The following is a 15,939-nucleotide window of genomic DNA, read 5'->3' as shown; positions in this document are numbered from 1 at the left end:
GGCCAGCCTATGACCGGTTCAGCATGTGGTGGCCGGTTCCAGCCGGGTGTCGGCGACCGCGTCGGGGTCGAACAGCGTCAGATCCTCGTCGGTGATGACGGACGGGCCGGTCTCGGTCTCGTCGACCTTCGCCGGCGGGGCCGGGGGGTCCGGCTCGAACTGCTGCGGGCAGCCGGTCCGGCCCAGCGGCAGGCACAGGTCCAGAAAGCCCCCGCAGTCCTCCTGGGTGCCGAAGACGATCACACGCGGCTGCGGTTGCCGGGTGATCGCGGTGTCCAGCACCCGGCGGCCGGTCGGCTGCCCGCCGACCAGGGTGACCGCGTACCGGATCGTCCGCTCGCCCGGTGCGCCCGGGTTCCGGACCTGGCGGAAGCCCTTCGGCAGTGAGTCGTCGCGGACCACCCGGGTCCGGAACGGGATGGGCTGGGTCTCCACGTCGGTCCGGGTGGTGACGGCCGGCTTGGCCGCGGTCCGGCCGGTGGTGGCCGGGTTGCGGGTCACCGGCTTCTCCGCGGTGGTCCGCGACGACCGGGGGACGCGTGGCGCGGTCCGGTCGGCCGGGTCCTCGGCCCGGACCCGGCTCAGCTCGCTGCCGGCGCCCTTCGGCTGAGCGGCGGCGACCGGCGGCGCGGGCTGCACCGGGACGCGCGTGCCGCGCCGGGGCAGCGGCTCGGCGGCGGCCGCTTCCCGGCTGACCACCTCCGGATCCTCCTCCAGGTGCGCGGCCCCGGGGTCCGCGGCCAGTGTCTGCTCGGCGGTCTGGTTGTTCCCGTCACTGCCGCTCACCACGGCCGCGGTGGCCAGTCCGGCGCTGAGCAACCCCAGCAGCGCGCTGGTTCCGGCGAGCATGCGGACACCGAACGGCAGACGGGCCCACCAAGACTTTCGTGGCACTTCGAGCAGATGCTGCATTGAGTCACTAGTTGTCTGGTTTTGCACCAAAGCATTGTGACTTGTCCGGAAGGAAAGACAAGGCTGCGACAGTCCCCCGAAATGCTGACCGCCGGTGCCCGTAACCGGACTGGCGCGTTCCTCCCAGGAGGCGAAATCTCGCCGTTCACGCCGCGCGGGCCGGATGCGGGCCCGCCGTACGATCGCAGGCATGTCAGCATCCGGATCTTCCGTCCCGTTGAGCCCGGAGGAAGAGGCGGTGATGCGCGCCCTCGGCCGGTTCCTGCTCGTCGTGCCGCGCGCCCTGGACGCCGATCTGATGCGTGAGCAGCGCATGTCCGCCAGCGAGTACTCGGTGCTGCGCCACCTCTCGGAGACCCCCGACCGGCTGATGCGGATGAGTGAACTCGCCGCGGCCTGCGACATGTCCCTGAGCGGGATGACCCGGCTCGCGGCGAAACTCGAGTCGCTCGGCTACCTCGAACGGATCCGCTGCGAGGAGGACGCGCGCGGCGCCAACGCGGTGCTCACCGACGCCGGGCTGGAACGGCTGCGCGAGGCGTGGCCGACCCACCTGGCCAGCGTGCGGCGGCACATCTTCGACCACCTCGGCGACCTGGACCTCAAGCAGCTCGCGGTCGCGTTCTCGGCCATGGCGACCGATTAGGACAGGGTGCGCTCGTAACACTTGGAGATGGGCGAGCCGGTGTACTTGCCGTACAGCGGGATCTCGCGGTAACCCTCGCGCTCGTAGAAGCGGATCGCGTCGGGCTGTTCCGTGCCCGTCTCCAGCCGCATCGTCGTCCAGCCACGGCGGGTCGCGGCCGCCTCCAACTCGCGCAGGATCGCGGTGGCGACACCGGAGCCGCGGCTTGCCGGTGCCACATACATCCGTTTGACCTCGGCGCTGTGGTCGTCGAGCTGCCGCAGGGCGCCGCAGCCGACCGGCTCGCCGTCGCGCGTCGCGACCAGGAAGACGTCGATCTCGGACGCTTCCGGGGCGCCACCGGGCTCGTGGTCGTCCGAGCCGTAACGGGCGTCCAGCTCGGCGCGTTGGGCTCGGCGGAGCGACTCACCGGCCGGGTCGTCCCAGGACCGTTCCTCGATCGTCCAGGTCATGGCTGACACCGTACGGGGAAATCGGGTCCTTGCTGTTTCGGTTCTCTCACCTCAGGACCGGGAAGACGGTGCCCGCCACCAGCGCACCGGCCAACGCCCCGACCACCACCTGCGCGGGGGTGTGCGCGGTCAGCCGCACCCGGGCCCAGCCGCCGAGCACCACCAGCGGCACGCCGAGCAGCGCCACCGGGCCGTAGATCGCGGTGAGCGTGGCCAGCGTGCCGGCCGCCACCCCGGCGTGGATCGACATCTTCCACCAGTGCGTGACCAGCGCGAAGATCACCAGCCCGCTGCCGCCCGCCGCGAGCAGGGCCAGCACCTCGCGGGGCGCGCCCAGCAGCACCATCACGATCAGCCCGGCGCTCAGCGACGCGACCCCGAAGAGCAGCGGCGACCGGCGGTCGGCCCGGTCCGGGATGTGGTGGTCGGTGAGGCGGCCGGTCCGCACCCCGTGCAGCACGTAGCCGAGCGGGATGACCGCGGCGAAGACCGCGCCCGGCAGCCCCCACCAGCGGGAGACGCCGGGGGCTTCCCCGGCGTGCCATCCCACGGTGACCAGCAGCGCCGCGACCAGCACGGCCGGCGCGAGAACTTCGGAAACGATACGAGCGATCCGCTCGCTCACGGCCGGCCCGGCGTTGATCACGCCCCATTCTGGCAGGCCGGGCCCGTTTCCCCGATGATCATCGCCGTGCGGCGGTGGGCTGCTCGATCAGCATGCGGCCGACCTCCGACGCGTTCGTCCCCAGCACCGGGCGCAGCACGGCCGCCACGTCCTCCGGGGACGACGCGGAACCGAGCGCCTTCAGCACCTCGGCCGCGGTCGCCGCCGGCACGCCGGAGAGGTCGACCGGCTCACCCAGGATGCCGTGCAGATAGTCCCGCCAGTTGCGGGCCCGCCGGTCCTCGGCCGACGCGCCGGTCGCCTTGCCGGTGGCCGCCCGGTACGCCTCGGACAGCACGAACGTCAGCGCGGCGATCGAACCGGCCTTGACCTCGCCGGTGATGAAGCTCTTGTCATCGCTGTTCAACGGCATGTCGTCCCCTTCCAGCCCCCAGGGGCCGGTGTCCTGCTCCTGCGCGGTCGTGTACCGGGCCGAGAAGTGGGCGTGACCGGTGTGCGGATCGGTGGTCGACGTGTAGGCCCGCCACTTCCAGTTCCCGACCTCCCGGTTCGCGATCTGCCGGTTCCAGATCACGTACTGCAGCCGGTCGTCCTCGCCGCGGCGGTGCCGGTCCACGATCCCCTTGACCGCCGCGTCGAACCAGGCCGGACCACCCGGCCACGGTCCCGAACTGTCGATGTCGAGCGCGTGCACCTCGTTCTTCGCATCCGAGTCGTGATCCCGCAGGATCGCCGAGTCCTCGTCCGGGGTGTGATCGGAAGCGGACGTGTGGTTGCTGTCCCCGATCGAACCGTCCGAACTCCTGTCCCGCTTCGGGGCCACCGCGTCGAACTCGGCCCGGAGCGACACCAGGCACGGCACCAGCACCCAGTCAGACATCGGCTACCTCTCGGCTGTGGTCGTCGTACACGGCGAACGTTCCCACGAGCCCGGCGGCGACAGTCGCACGCCGTGTGCAGCACGTCACCCGACAGGCGCCGGCAAAGCCCTCGAAAGAGGTCTAAAGGCTTTCGGCGGACCTCGGCCGGGCGATCGCCGGGCGGTGCACCGAGATCCAGTCCTCGACCTCGTCGACCAGCCACACCGAACCGGCCGGCAGGTCGTCGAAGGACTCCGGGAAGCTGTCCCGGTTCGCGATCGCGTAGGCGCGCTGCCGGCTCACGCCCAGGCGCCCGGCAAGGTCACCGGTGGTGTACAGCTTCCCTTTGATCCCCACCGGCATCACGGTAGCCACTCGCGACGAGAGGACATCGTCGCTGTACCACCTTTCAGTGACCTCACCGGAGACGTAGCGCGTGAGGGTCTCGACCGTGGCGACCTCGCCACGCTCGATCCGGGAGACGCGGCCCCTGGTGACGCCCCTGCGTTCCGCGACCTCGCTCCGGGGCAGCCTGATCGATCGGCACGCGCGGATGTCGGATTGGTGATGGAGCGGGGCGCCACTCGGTGTCATGGTGCGTCGATGGGGGAGAGGTCCACCGGCGACAACCTGCTCGAAAGAACCGCGCAACTCGCCGCACTGCATCGGGCGTACGCCACCGTCACCGCCACCGGCAACGGGGTCCTGGTGCTGCTCGGCGGGGAGGCCGGCGGCGGGAAGACGGCGCTGGTGCGGCGGTTCCGGGCGGAGGTGACGGCGACCCGGCCGGTGCTCTGGGGTTCCTGCGATCCGTTGTGGACGCCTCGCCCGCTGGGCCCGTTCCTGGAGATGGAGGAGCTGGCCGAGCTGGGCGTCAAGTCCTACGAGCTGGCCATCGGCATCATCCGGGACGTGCGGGCGCGCCCTGGCCTGATCCTGGTGCTGGAGGATCTGCACTGGGCCGACGAGGCGACCCTGGACGTGCTGAGCGTCCTCGGCCGGCGGATCGCGACGATCCCGGCGCTGGTGATCGCCACTTATCGCAGTGACGAGGTGGGCCGCGGTCACCCGCTGCGACGGCTGCTCGGCGAGTTGCAGGGCCCCGCGGTCCGGCGGCTGAGTGTGGAACCGCTCTCCGAGCACGCGGTCGGTGAGCTGGCGGGGGTGCACGGGCGGGACGGTTCCGCGCTGCACCGCGCGACCGGCGGGAATCCGTTCTTCGTGACGGAGGTGCTGGCTCGCGATGACGGTGACGTGCCGCTGACCGTGCGGGACGCCGTGCTGGCGCGGGCGGGGCGGCTGAGTCCCGCGGCGGCCGCGGTTCTCGACGTGGTCAGCATCGTTCCGCCGTACGCGGAAATGCCTTTGATCGTCGAGGAGGACGGGCTGGACGAGGCCCTGCGAGCCGGGATGCTGGAGAGTGTGCCCGGCGGAGTGGCGTTCCGGCACGAGCTGGCCCGGCTCACGATCGAGGAGTCACTGGCCGCGCATCGGCGTCTCGACCTGCATCGACGCGTGCTGGCGGGGCTGCTGGCGAAGGAGGAGTCCGCGGATCCGAGCCGGGTGGCGCATCACGCCGAGGCGGCCGGTGACGCGGAGACCGTGGTGATCTGGGCGCCGCGGGCCGCCGAGCAGGCCGCGGCCTCGGGTGCCCATCGGGAAGCCGCCGCGCAGTATGCGCGGGCCTTGCGCTTCGCGGCCGGCCTGAGCCCGCGTGAGCGTGCTGAGCTGCTGGAACGCCGCTCCTACGAGTGTTATCTGACCGAGCAGACGACCGATTCGATCGCGGCGCTGCGGGAGGCGATCCGGGAACGCCGGCAGGCCGGTGACCGGCTCGGCGAGGCTGTCGCGCTGTCGAACCTGTCCCGGCGGCTGTGGTGCGGCGGCTTCCCGGACGACGCCGCCGAGGCCGGCCGGGAGGCGTTGCGGCTGCTGGAGGGGTCGCCCGGGCGGGAGCTGGCGGTGGCGTGCACGAACCAGGCGTCGATCGCGATGAACATCGAGGAGTACGGCGATGCGATGGAGCTGGGCACCCGGGCGTTGCGGCTGGGCGAACGGTTCGGCGATGCCGAGGTGGTCGTGCACAGCCTGAACAACCTGGGCACGATGATGATGCTCAACGGCGAGCCGGAGGGGATCGGCAATCTGGAGCGCAGCCTCGCCACGGCCGAGCGCGAGGGCCTGGAGGAGCACATCGGGCGCGCCTACATCCACGCCGGCTGGGCGATGACCCGAACCCGTTCCTACCATCTGGTGTCCTGGCTGGGCCGTGGCGTCACGGTCTGTGACGACTTGGGGCTGGACGGCTGGAAACACTACGTGCTCGCCCACCGCGCCCGGTACCACCTGGACGTGGGCCGCTGGGAGGCGGCGGCCGCGGACGCCGAGTGGATCCTGGCCAACTGCGGTCCGGTGCCGCTGCTGCGGATCATCGCGCTGAGCGTGGTCGGTCTCCTCGCGGCCCGGCGCGGGGACGCCGACCCGTGGCCGATGCTGGACGAGATGCGGGCGCTCACCGCCGGGCGCGCCGAGCTGCAGTACCTGGCGCCCTCCGCGACGGCTCGCGCGGAGGCGGCGTGGCTGGCCGGCGGCCCGGTCGAGGCGGAGATCGCCGAGGCCTGGGATCTGGCGCGCCGGCGCCGGTCCCCGTGGGTGCTGGGCGAGCTGGCCTGGTTGCGCCGGCTCTCCGGCGGCACCGGCGAGGACCTTCCGGAAATCAAGATCCCTGAGCCGTACGCCGATCAGCTCACCGGCCACGTCCACGCGTCGGCCGAGCGCTGGCGCAAACGCGGCTGTGCCTACGACGCCGCGCTCGCCCTGGCCGGCGGTACGGACGAGGCCGACCTGCGCGCCGCGCTCGCCGAGTTCCAGCGGCTCGGCGCCCGTCCGGCCGCCACGGTCGTCACCCGGCGGCTGCGGTCCCGCGGCGTGCGGGACATCCCACGCGGCCCGCAGCGCTGGACCAGGGACAACCCGGCCGAGCTGACCCGCCGGGAGGTGGAGGTGCTGGCGCTGGTGCAGCAGGGCCTGTCCAACGTGGAGATCGCCGGGCGGCTGTTCCTGTCGACGAAGACCGTGCACCACCACGTCTCGGCGATCCTGCGGAAACTGGGTGTGTCACGAAGGGGCCAGGCCGCGGCCGAGGCATCCCGGCTGGACCTGACCCCCTGACGAGTTATCGCGCGGTCAGCAGCGCACGCAGGCCACGGGCCAGCGCGGCCCGGGCCGCCTCCACCGGCATGTCCATCGACTCCCGCCAGGTCGACCAGGTCGGCCACTGGCTGATCGCGGTCAGCGCGTTCAGCAGTTCCTCGTCCGCGCCGATCTCGTCGGGGAACGTGTCGGTCAGCTCGTCCCGGACGCGAGCGACGTGGACCCGGCGGTACCGCTGGAGGGCGGTCGAGAACGGCTCCTTCAGCGCGGACGCCCGCGCGGCCGGCCCGATCTCCTCCAGCAGGCGGGCCCGCTGGCGGGAGAACGCCTCGATCCGCTCGGCCAGCGGCAGGTCCGTCGGAATCCGCTGGTACGACGCGTCGCGCTGCTCCAGGACCCGCTGCCCGCTGGCCGCCATCAACGCCTCCATGTCGGCGAAGTGGCTCCACAGTGCACGCAGCGAGACGCCGGCCAGCTTGGCGATCCGGTCCGCGGTCGGGCGCAGGTCGCCCTCGGCGATCAACCGGAGGTGGGCGTCGACGATCGCGTTACGCGTCCTCTCGGACCGTGCGGTGCGACCGTCGACGCGCGGGGGCTGGGTCACGGACGACTCCGGTAACGGTTCAGCTCCCGCCGGGCCAGCGAGCGCTTGTGCACCTCGTCGGGGCCGTCGGCGAGACGCAGCGTGCGGGCTGCCGCCCAGAGCTGGGCGAGCGGCGTGTCCTGGCTGGTGCCGAGCGCGCCGTGGGACTGGATCGCCTTGTCCAGGATCCACTCCACGGTCAGCGGCACCGCGATCTTGATGGCCTGGATCTCGGTGTGCGCCCCCTTGTTGCCGACCGTGTCCATCAGCCACGCGGCCTTGAGCACCAGCAGGCGGGCCTGCTCGATCCGGACCCGGGACTCGGCGATCCAGTCCTGGATCACGCCCTGCTCGGCGAGCGGCTTGCCGAAGGGGGTGCGTTCCAGCGCGCGCCGGCACATCAGCTCGAGGGCGCGCTCGGCCATCCCGATCAGCCGCATGCAGTGGTGGATCCGGCCCGGGCCGAGCCGCGCCTGGGAGATCGCGAAGCCGCCGCCCTCGACGCCGATCAGGTTGCTCGCCGGCACCCGGACGTTCTCGAAGATCAGCTCGGCGTGGCCGCCGTGGTCGCCGTCGGTGTAGCCGAAAACGGTCATGCCGCGCTTGACCGTGAGTCCCCGGGTGTCCCGCGGAACCAGGATCTGGCTCTGCTGGACGTGCCGGTCCGCCTCCGGGTCGGTCTTGCCCATCACGATGAAGATCTTGCAGTTCGGGTTCATCGCGCCGGTGATGTAGAACTTGCGGCCGTTGATGACGTACTCGTCGCCGTCCCGCTCGATCCGCGTGCCGATGTTCGTCGCGTCCGACGACGCCACCTGCGGCTCGGTCATCGCGAAGGCCGACCGGATCTCTCCCGCCAGCAGCGGCTTGAGCCAGCGTTCCTGCTGCTCAGGGGTGCCGAACTCGGCGAGCACCTCCATGTTGCCGGTGTCCGGGGCGTTGCAGTTGAACGCGGCCGGCGCGATGGCCGGGCTGCGGCCCATGATCTCGGCCAGCGGCGCGTACTGCAGGTTCGTCAGCCCGGCGCCGTGCTCGCCGGGCAGGAACAGGTTCCAGAGGCCGGCGTCCTTCGCCTTCTGTCGAAGGCTTCGCAGCACGGCGGGAGGCTCCCAGCCGTCCCCCTCGGCGTGGAAGTCCTTCTCCACCGGGTAGACGTGCTCGTCCATGAACGCGAGTAACCGCTTGCGGTAGTCCTCGGTCGTCGCGTCGAACTCGAAGTCCATCAGTGTCCTTCCAGCGCTCGGTGGCCCTGCTCGACCAGCGCGGGCACCATCGCACCCACGGTGTCGAAGCCGGCGCCGACGGTCTGACCCTTGGTGTAGCGGTAGTGCACGCCCTCCAGGATGACGGCGAGCTTGAACGCGGCGAACGCGACGTACCAGTGCAGGTCGCTGACGTCGCGGCCACTGCGCTCGGCGTACCGGGCCGCCATCTCGTCGAGCGTGGGGTGCCCGGGCAGGTCGATCGGGGCGAACGGCCTGCCGTCCTTGACCAGCAGCGGGCGGCCGGCGTAGACCAGCATCAGGGCGAGGTCGCTGAGCGGGTCGCCCAGCGTCGACATCTCCCAGTCCAGCACCGCGTTGACCTGCTGATTCTCTCCGATCAAGACGTTGTCGAGGCGGAAGTCGCCGTGCACCACCGCGCCCGGGCCACCGGCCGGGATGTCCGTGGCCAGCCGCGCGTGCAGCTCCTCGATGCCGGACAGATCCCGGCTGCGGGACGCGTCGAGCTGTTGCTTCCAGCGGCGCACCTGGCGGGCGTTGAAGCCCTCCGGCTTGCCGAAATCGCCCAGCCCGATCTTCTCCGGGTCCAGCGAGTGCAGGTCGGCGAGCGTGTCCACCAGCGTGAGCGTCAGACCGTGCAGATCGACTTCTTCCAGGTCGGAGGCATCGCGGTAGATCTTCCCGTCGACGTGTTCCATCAGGTAGAACGGCGCGCCGATGACCGAGACGTCGTCACACAGCAGGACCGGCTCGGGCGCCGGGAAACCGGCGGCGGAGAGCGCGGCGAGAACCTTGTGCTCCCGGGCCATGTCGTGCGCGGTCGGCAGCACGTGACCGAGCGGTGGGCGGCGCAGCACCCAGCGGTTCGTCCCGTCGGTCACGGCGTAGGTCAGGTTCGACCGCCCACCCGCGAACATCGTCCCGGTCAGCGGCGGACTGTCCAGATAGGCCTGGAGTTTCTCCAGGTCGAGCCCCTTCATTTCGCCGCCTCGAAGCCACGCTGCATCTTGTTCATGCCACCCAGCCAACGGTCCGGATCGGTCGCGCGCAAGCGGTAGTACTCCGCGACTTCGGGATGCGGCAGGATCAAGAACTGATTTCCCCGTACGGACTCGGCCACCAGCTCGGCGACCGCCGACGGCTCCAACGCGCCCTCGGCCAGCAGCGCCGCGCTGCCGCTGCCCCGGGCGTTCCCGCCGGTCAGCATGTCGGTGCGGACACCTTGCGGGCAGAGCGCCTGGACGGTCAGACCCCGATGCGCGTACGTCGCCCGGAGCCATTCCGCGTACGCCAGCGCCGCGTGCTTGGTCACCGAGTAGGTCGCGCTGCCCAGCAGCGTCAGCAGCCCCGCCGCACTCACCGTGATCAGCAGCCGCTTCGGTGTGCCCGAGTCCAGCCACCGCGGCAGCAGCGCGCGGGTCACGTAGACGTGCGACATCACGTTGACGCCGAAGTCGCGGTCCCACTGCTGGTCCGGGGTGTTCTCGTCACCGGCGCTGAGCACGCCGGCGTTGGAGCAGAACAGGTCGATGTCGCCGGCGGTCTCGACCAGCCGGCGGACGTCGTCCTCGACCGCCACGTCGGCGGCCACCGCGGTCCCGCCGATCTCCGCGGCGACCGCGGCCGCCGCGTCCGCGTTGATGTCACTGACCACGACCTCGGCGCCGTCGGCGGCGAACCGGCGGGCCAGCGCCGCGCCGATGCCCCCACCGGCGCCGGTGACGACGACCCGGGTCACTCGACCACCCCGGTCAGGGTGACGCCACCGTCGATCACGATGGTCTGGCCGGTGATCCACGACGCTTCCCCCGAGCAGAGGAACGCGACCGCGCCGGCCACGTCCTCGGGCACGCCCAGCCGCTTCAGCGGGTACGTCGCGGTGACCTTCTCCTCGCGGCCCTCGAAGAGCGCGGCGGCGAAGCGGGTCTTCACCACGGCCGGCGCGACCGCGTTGACCCGGATCTTCGGCGCCAGCTCGACGGCGAGTTCCTCGGTGAGGTGGATCAGCGCCGCCTTGGTGGTGCCGTAGAACGCGATGCCGGGCGCCGGGCGGACCCCGGAGACCGAGGAGATGTTGACGACCGAGCCGCCGCTCTCGGCCAGTCCGCCCCGCAGCGCCTCCTGCACCCAGCCGAGCGTGCCGATCAGGTTGACCTCGGCCATCTTGCGGGCGGCGTTGAGGTCGAGCTGGGCCAGCGGCCCGTACGCCGGGTTGATACCGATGTTGTTGATCAGGGTGGTGACCGGCCCGAACGTCGCGTTGACCTGATCGATCACCGCTGCCCGGTGGCCCGCGTCGTCGCCCTTGCCGGCCACCCCGAGGGCGACCCCGGGGCCGCCCAGCTCCTTCACCGCGGCCGCCAGCGCGTCCGCGTCCCGCCCGGTGATCGCGACCTTCGCGCCCTGGGCGACGAAGCGTTGCGCGATGGCGAACCCGATTCCCCGGCTTGCCCCGGTCACGATCGCCACTTGGTCCGCCATCGCATTACCTCCTAGTAACTTGCACTCAGTGTGCGGATACTACGCCGCCGGGATGCCGTTCTGCGGCGGTGTCACGGCCTGACCGGTCGAGGGCTGCACCGCGCCGTCGGCGTCATCGGTCGTGTACGCCTGGCCGAAGTACACCGCTTTGCCGTCCTGCACCTTGGTGAGCTGCTCACCGCCGTACCCCGAATGATCCTTGTCGGAGAAGCGCAGCGGGACCAGACCCGGACCCTGGAAACCGTTCTTCTTCACCGCGGCGAGGATGCCGTCGCGGGTCAGGTCCTTGCCCGCGGCCTGCAGCGACTGCACGAACAGGTACGCCACCGACATGCCGTAGACGACGTTGTTGTCGAACTCCGCACCGGCGTTGTACTGCTCGTTCACCTTCTTGAAGAGCTGGATCCACGGGCTGGTGTCGTCGGTGTTGAGCGGCAGGTAGTTCGCCGAGACCACGCCCTCCAGCAGCGGTGCCGCCGCGCCCAGCGCCTTGCCGACGGTGGCCGGGTCGGAGCCCACGTTGCTGACCACGAACTGCGGCTTGAAGCCGATCTTGGCCGCGGTGCCGATCGACAGCGCGGTGAAGCCCGGGATCGTCGCCAGCAGCACCACCTCACAGCCGGCCGACTTGAGCGCTCCCATCTGCGGGCCGACGTTCGGGTTGCTGGTCACGTACGTCTGCTTGGCCACGACCGCGCCCAGGATCTTCTCGATCCCGGCCAGGCTGTCCTGCCCGAAGTCGTCGTCCTGCCCGAGGAAGCAGGCCTTCTTGCCGGCCAGGTTCTCCTTGACGTACGTGCCGAGGATCTTGCCCTCGACGGTGTAGTCCGGGTTGAAGCCGAACGTGCCCGGATACTTGTCGGGCTGGTTCCAGCTGCGGCTGCCACTGGCCACGAACAGGTCGGGGACCTTGTTCGTCTTCAGGAAGTCCAGCACGCCGGAGTGCGTCGGCGTGCCCAGGCCGCCCATGATCGCGAAGACCTTGTCCTGCAGCACCAGCTCCCGCACCACCTGCTGGGTGGTCGCCGGGTTGTAGCCGTCGTCCTTGACCTTGTAGGTGATCTTGCGACCGTTGATCCCGCCGGCCGCGTTCACGAAGTCGAAGTACGCCTTCGAGGCCGGCGCGATCTTCGAGTAACCGGCGGCGGCCGGGCCGGTCAGCGGCATGTGCGTGCCGACGACGATCTCGCTGTCGGTGACCCCGGGGACGTTTCCGCCGCTCGAGCCGCCACCCTGGGAAGCGGAACCGTCGCAGGCCCCGGCGAACAAGAGGACGGCGAGGAACACCGCCGTGGTGCGTTTCATCGTTTCCTCCTGGATATCGTGGAAAACCGGATTGATGCGAGGCCGCCCGGGGCGGCGAGCATGACGACCACCAGCACCAGGCCGAAGATCACCAGGGCGAGGTTTCCCTCCAGGTGCTGCGAGCCGGAGCGTTCGCCGGCGGTCTGGGCCAGCGCCGGCAGCAGGACCAGCAGCAACGCGCCGCAGAGGGCGCCGCTGAGCCGGCCCAGGCCGCCGATCACGATCGCCATCACCAGGAACAGCGACAGCGTCAACGGGAACGCTCCGGGCGAGACGCTCTGCGCGAGGAAGGCGAAGAGAGCGCCGGCCAGGCCGGCACAGGCCGCGCTCACGACAAAAGCCAAGATTTGCGTACGGGCGACGTTCACCCCCGCGAGCCGGGCCGCGGTCTCGTCGTCACGCACGGCCCGCAGGTCCCGCCCGAACCGTCCACGCACGAGCGTGGCCAGCAGGAACGTCGTGACCAGCGCGCCCGCCCAGCAGAGCCACGCCTGCCACTGCTCCATCGGGATCACCCCCGGTGGTGGGTCGAGCGCGATCGACAGGCCCATGTCGCTGCCCAGCGTCTCGTCGAACGTGCTGGTCACCGACGGAACGACGACCGCCACCGCGAGCGTGAGCCCGGCCAGGTAGGGGCCGCGCAGCCGAGCCGCGGCCAGCCCGATCACCACGCCCGCCAGAGTCGTGGTGATCAGGGCGGCCACGATGCTCAGCGGCATGTTCAGCCACTTGTTCTGGGCGAGCGCGAAACTGTACGCACCCGTGGCCATCAGCGCGCCGTGGCCCAGCGAGAGCTGACCGTTGAGTCCGGTGAGGACGGTCAGGCCGGCGGTCACGGTGAAGTACGCGCCGACCGTGGCGAGCTGGTAGTTCCGGAACGGCGGGAGCACGTAGGTGAGCGCGGCGACGAGGATCGCGCCGGCCACGGCGTACCACATCGGGTTCATGCCTTTTCCGGGTCCCGGGGTGGCGGACCGGGCCGTGGTGGCCGGCTTCTTCTCCTTGATGTCCGTCATGCCGGCCTCGCCTTCGAACTGGAGAAGAGCCCGCCGGGACGGCCCAGCAGAACGACCACGAGCAGGGCCAGCACCGCCATCGGCGCGACCGTGGCACCCAGATAGCCGCTGACGTAGGAGAGCAGCAGGCCGACGATCAACCCGCCGGTCACCGCGCCGATCGGGCTGTCCAGCCCACCCACCACGGCCGCGGTGAACGCCGACACGAACAGCACGTCCATCGCGTTCGGATTCAGGCCCAGCTCCGTCGGGACGACCAGCATCCCGGCGAGCGACCCGACCGCGGCGGCCAGCGCCCAGCCCAGCGTCAACATGCCACCGACCGGGACACCGAGCAGCCGCGACACGTCCGGCGCGAACGCCGCGGCCCGCATCCGCAGGCCCACCGCCGTCCGCGTGAAGAGCACCGAGAGCCCGATGACCACCGCGCCGACCGCGGCGAACACGAACACGTCGTAGCGACTCAGCAGCGCGACCCCGCCGACCTGGAACGCCTCCCGGGAGAACGGCGTCTGCACCGGCCGGAACTCGTTGCCGTAGACGATGCCGAGCACCCCCTGCACGACCAGCACCAGGCCGAGCGCGACGACCACGCCGTTCAACGGCGACGAATGGTCGACGAAGCGCATCACCGCCTTCTCCACCGCGATGCCCAGCAGCAGGCCGAAGACGAGCGCGGCGGCGAACCCGAGCCAGTAGGAGCCGGTCTTCTCGGTCACCGAGTACGCCACGTAGACGGCCGCGACCGCCATCGCACCCTGCGCGAAGTTGACGATCCGGGCGGCGCGCCAGATCAAGACCAGGGCCAGGGCGAACGCCGCGTAGACGGCGCCCCGGCTCAACCCGTCGAAGGTCAGGTAAACGAATCTGTCCATGCTCAGAACCCCAGGTAGGCGTGGCGCAGATCGGCGTCGTCGCGCAGGTCCGCGGCGGAGTTGCGGGTCACCACACGGCCCAGCGACAGGACGATGCCCTCGTCCGCGATGGCCAGCGCACTGCGCACGTTCTGCTCGACCAGCAGCACCGCGAGACCGGTGCGCTCCCGCAGATCCTGGAGCAGCGCCAGGATCTGCGCGGTGATCCGCGGGGCCAGACCCAGCGACGGCTCGTCGAGCAGCAGCAACCGGGGCCGGCCGATCAGCGCCCGGCCCAGCGCCAGCATCTGACGCTCCCCGCCGGACAGTTGGTGCCCGGCGCTGGCACGTCGTTGTGCCAGCGCCGGGAAGAGGTCGTAGACCTCGCTCAAGGCGCGGGACGCATCCGCGCGGTCACGCCGCCACAGGCCGCCCAGCCGCAGGTTCTCGTCCACCGTCAACTCGGTGACGACGCCCCGGCCCTCCGGGACGTGCGCGATGCCGCGGCTGACCATGCGCTCCACCCGGACCCCGCGAAGGTCCTCCCCGTCGAACGTGATGCGGCCGCTGTCCGCCCGGACCAGGCCGGACAGGGTGCGCAGGAGGGTGGTCTTGCCGGCGCCGTTCGCGCCGAGGACCGCGACGATCTCGCCCGGCCGGACGGTCAGGCGGATGTTGTGCAGGACCGGGGCGGCGCCGTAGCCGGCGGTCAGGTCCTCGACCTCCAGCAGCGGTTTCTTCTTCTGGTAGGGCTCGTCGAGCCTGCTCGGGGTGGGCGCGCTCATGCGACGGCTCCCGTCCTTGTCCGCGGTTCCGCTTCGGCCCGCGGTTCCGCTGCGGCTTGCGGTTCCGCTGCGGCCCGCGGTTCCGCTTCCGGCCGCGGCGTCATGCGGTGGCTCCCAGGTAGGCCTCGGTCACCTTGTCGTCGGTGCTGATCTCGGCGGGGGAGCCCAGCGCGATCGGCTTGCCGAAGTCCAGGACCAGGATCTCGTCGCAGACCGACATCACCAGATCCATGTGGTGCTCGACCAGCAGAACCGTGGTGCCGGTCTCGCGGATCAGCCCGGCCAGCCAGTGGATCTCGTCGGCGTCCAGCCCACCGGCCGGCTCGTCGAGCATCAGGATCCGGGGCCGGGCGGCGAGGGCGCGGGCCAGTTCGATCCGTTTGCGGATCGCATACGGCAACGCACCGGGGCGGGCGTGCGCATATTCCGCGACGCCGCATCGGTCCAGAGCCGCGAGAGCGTCCTGTTCGGACTGTCGTTCGTGGCCTCCCCGGGTTTGTTCCCCACGGTGTCCCCGCGCTCCGACCTGCACGTTCTCCAGGACGGTGAGGCCGTTGAACTGGCCCACCCCCTGCAGTGTGCGGGCGATGCCGAGCCTGTTCAGGTGGTGCGGGCGGGGCCGCCACGGCTTGCCGCCCAGGGAGATCTCCCCGGAGGACGGCGTGACGAACCCGCAGATGACGTTGAAGAGCGTGGTCTTGCCGGCGCCGTTCGGCCCGATCACCCCGACGATCCGCCCCGCGGGCACCCGCAGGGAGACGTCGTCGAGAGCGGTCAGCCCGCCGAAGCGAACCGTTATGTGGTCGAGCACAAGCTCAGGAGCAGGAGTTTTCGTCGACATGGCCACCTCGTGCATCCACTGTGGAGCGTGATGGTCAACTATTTACACTAGGAGTGTAACTTTCTGATCCGTCTCGTCAACTACTTGCAACGTCTCCGTTACCTGGCGCGACCTTATGTTCGCTATCGGCGCCGTGATCAGCGAAAACTTCCCTCGGCCGGCCGTTGTCCGCTCCGGATACCCTGCGGCAGCAGTCCATCGAC

Annotated in this window: 17 protein-coding genes; 2 read left to right on the top strand and 15 right to left on the bottom strand. The window is 70.8% G+C overall.

Translation table 11 applies throughout. From position 1 onward, the window contains the following. Positions 1-18: 18 nt before the first annotated feature. Entirely contained in the window at positions 19-849 is an 831-nt protein-coding gene (locus ACH442_RS17570; protein WP_396339066.1) for a G5 domain-containing protein, read from the bottom strand. 253 nt (positions 850-1,102) lie between these two features. On the opposite strand from ACH442_RS17570, the gene ACH442_RS17565 reads away from it, so the two are divergent. Further along, the gene (locus ACH442_RS17565) at positions 1,103-1,558 is read left to right on the top strand and encodes a MarR family winged helix-turn-helix transcriptional regulator (RefSeq protein ID WP_396339065.1); all 456 of its coding nucleotides are present in this window, start codon (positions 1,103-1,105) and stop codon (positions 1,556-1,558) included. On the opposite strand, the gene ACH442_RS17560 is transcribed toward ACH442_RS17565, so the two are convergent. From ACH442_RS17560 to ACH442_RS17545, 4 genes are all read right to left on the bottom strand, one after another. Further along, the gene (locus tag ACH442_RS17560) at positions 1,555-2,010 is read right to left on the bottom strand and encodes a GNAT family N-acetyltransferase (protein ID WP_396339064.1); all 456 of its coding nucleotides are present in this window, start codon (positions 2,008-2,010) and stop codon (positions 1,555-1,557) included. The two genes, ACH442_RS17565 and ACH442_RS17560, sit on opposite strands and share 4 nt — an antisense overlap. 46 nt (positions 2,011-2,056) lie before the next feature. Further along, complete coding sequence (locus tag ACH442_RS17555) at positions 2,057-2,656, bottom strand: phosphoesterase PA-phosphatase (protein ID WP_396339063.1); 600 nt, start codon at positions 2,654-2,656, stop codon at positions 2,057-2,059. A 37-nt stretch (positions 2,657-2,693) separates the two neighbouring features. Then, complete coding sequence (locus ACH442_RS17550) at positions 2,694-3,515, bottom strand: hypothetical protein (RefSeq protein ID WP_396339062.1); 822 nt, start codon at positions 3,513-3,515, stop codon at positions 2,694-2,696. Between the two features lie 121 nt (positions 3,516-3,636). Beyond that, on the bottom strand, positions 3,637-3,852 hold the full coding sequence (locus tag ACH442_RS17545; protein WP_396339061.1) for a helix-turn-helix transcriptional regulator: 216 nt from the start codon (positions 3,850-3,852) through the stop codon (positions 3,637-3,639). A 246-nt stretch (positions 3,853-4,098) separates the two neighbouring features. Between ACH442_RS17545 and ACH442_RS17540 the strand changes: the two genes are divergently transcribed. After that, on the top strand, positions 4,099-6,666 hold the full coding sequence (locus ACH442_RS17540) for an ATP-binding protein (protein ID WP_396339060.1): 2,568 nt from the start codon (positions 4,099-4,101) through the stop codon (positions 6,664-6,666). A 4-nt stretch (positions 6,667-6,670) separates the two neighbouring features. Here ACH442_RS17540 and ACH442_RS17535 read toward each other — a convergent pair whose 3' ends face one another. The 10 genes from ACH442_RS17535 to ACH442_RS17490 all read right to left on the bottom strand — a co-directional run bounded on the left by ACH442_RS17535 (position 6,671) and on the right by ACH442_RS17490 (position 15,736). Beyond that, on the bottom strand, positions 6,671-7,252 hold the full coding sequence (locus ACH442_RS17535; RefSeq protein WP_396339059.1) for a TetR/AcrR family transcriptional regulator: 582 nt from the start codon (positions 7,250-7,252) through the stop codon (positions 6,671-6,673). Continuing rightward, the gene (locus ACH442_RS17530) at positions 7,249-8,454 is read right to left on the bottom strand and encodes an acyl-CoA dehydrogenase family protein (protein ID WP_396339058.1); all 1,206 of its coding nucleotides are present in this window, start codon (positions 8,452-8,454) and stop codon (positions 7,249-7,251) included. Before ACH442_RS17530 ends, ACH442_RS17535 begins: the two co-directional genes overlap by 4 nt. Then, complete coding sequence (locus ACH442_RS17525; protein WP_396339057.1) at positions 8,454-9,434, bottom strand: phosphotransferase family protein; 981 nt, start codon at positions 9,432-9,434, stop codon at positions 8,454-8,456. The genes ACH442_RS17530 and ACH442_RS17525 overlap by 1 nt, the downstream gene beginning before the upstream one ends. Then, positions 9,431-10,192, bottom strand: coding sequence for an SDR family oxidoreductase (locus tag ACH442_RS17520; RefSeq protein ID WP_396339056.1), 762 nt, complete (start codon positions 10,190-10,192; stop codon positions 9,431-9,433). The genes ACH442_RS17525 and ACH442_RS17520 overlap by 4 nt, the downstream gene beginning before the upstream one ends. After that, the gene (locus ACH442_RS17515) at positions 10,189-10,935 is read right to left on the bottom strand and encodes an SDR family oxidoreductase (protein WP_396339055.1); all 747 of its coding nucleotides are present in this window, start codon (positions 10,933-10,935) and stop codon (positions 10,189-10,191) included. Before ACH442_RS17515 ends, ACH442_RS17520 begins: the two co-directional genes overlap by 4 nt. Positions 10,936-10,974: 39 nt before the next feature. Next, the gene (locus ACH442_RS17510; protein ID WP_396339054.1) at positions 10,975-12,240 is read right to left on the bottom strand and encodes an ABC transporter substrate-binding protein; all 1,266 of its coding nucleotides are present in this window, start codon (positions 12,238-12,240) and stop codon (positions 10,975-10,977) included. Next, positions 12,237-13,256, bottom strand: a complete 1,020-nt coding sequence (locus ACH442_RS17505; protein WP_396339053.1) for a branched-chain amino acid ABC transporter permease — start codon at positions 13,254-13,256, stop codon at positions 12,237-12,239. The genes ACH442_RS17510 and ACH442_RS17505 overlap by 4 nt, the downstream gene beginning before the upstream one ends. Continuing rightward, positions 13,253-14,131 (bottom strand): branched-chain amino acid ABC transporter permease, encoded by an 879-nt coding sequence (locus tag ACH442_RS17500; RefSeq protein ID WP_396339052.1) that lies wholly within the window; start codon positions 14,129-14,131, stop codon positions 13,253-13,255. Before ACH442_RS17500 ends, ACH442_RS17505 begins: the two co-directional genes overlap by 4 nt. 2 nt (positions 14,132-14,133) lie before the next feature. Next, positions 14,134-14,895 (bottom strand): ABC transporter ATP-binding protein, encoded by a 762-nt coding sequence (locus ACH442_RS17495; protein WP_396339051.1) that lies wholly within the window; start codon positions 14,893-14,895, stop codon positions 14,134-14,136. Positions 14,896-14,995: 100 nt separating this feature from the next. Continuing rightward, the gene (locus tag ACH442_RS17490; RefSeq protein WP_396339050.1) at positions 14,996-15,736 is read right to left on the bottom strand and encodes an ABC transporter ATP-binding protein; all 741 of its coding nucleotides are present in this window, start codon (positions 15,734-15,736) and stop codon (positions 14,996-14,998) included. Positions 15,737-15,939 lie beyond the last annotated feature (203 nt).

Origin of the sequence: Actinoplanes sp. NPDC020271 (assembly GCF_044388125.1) — a bacterium.
Taxonomy (GTDB): Bacteria; Actinomycetota; Actinomycetes; order Mycobacteriales; family Micromonosporaceae; genus Actinoplanes.
This window is presented reverse-complemented; position numbering and strand designations above follow the sequence as displayed.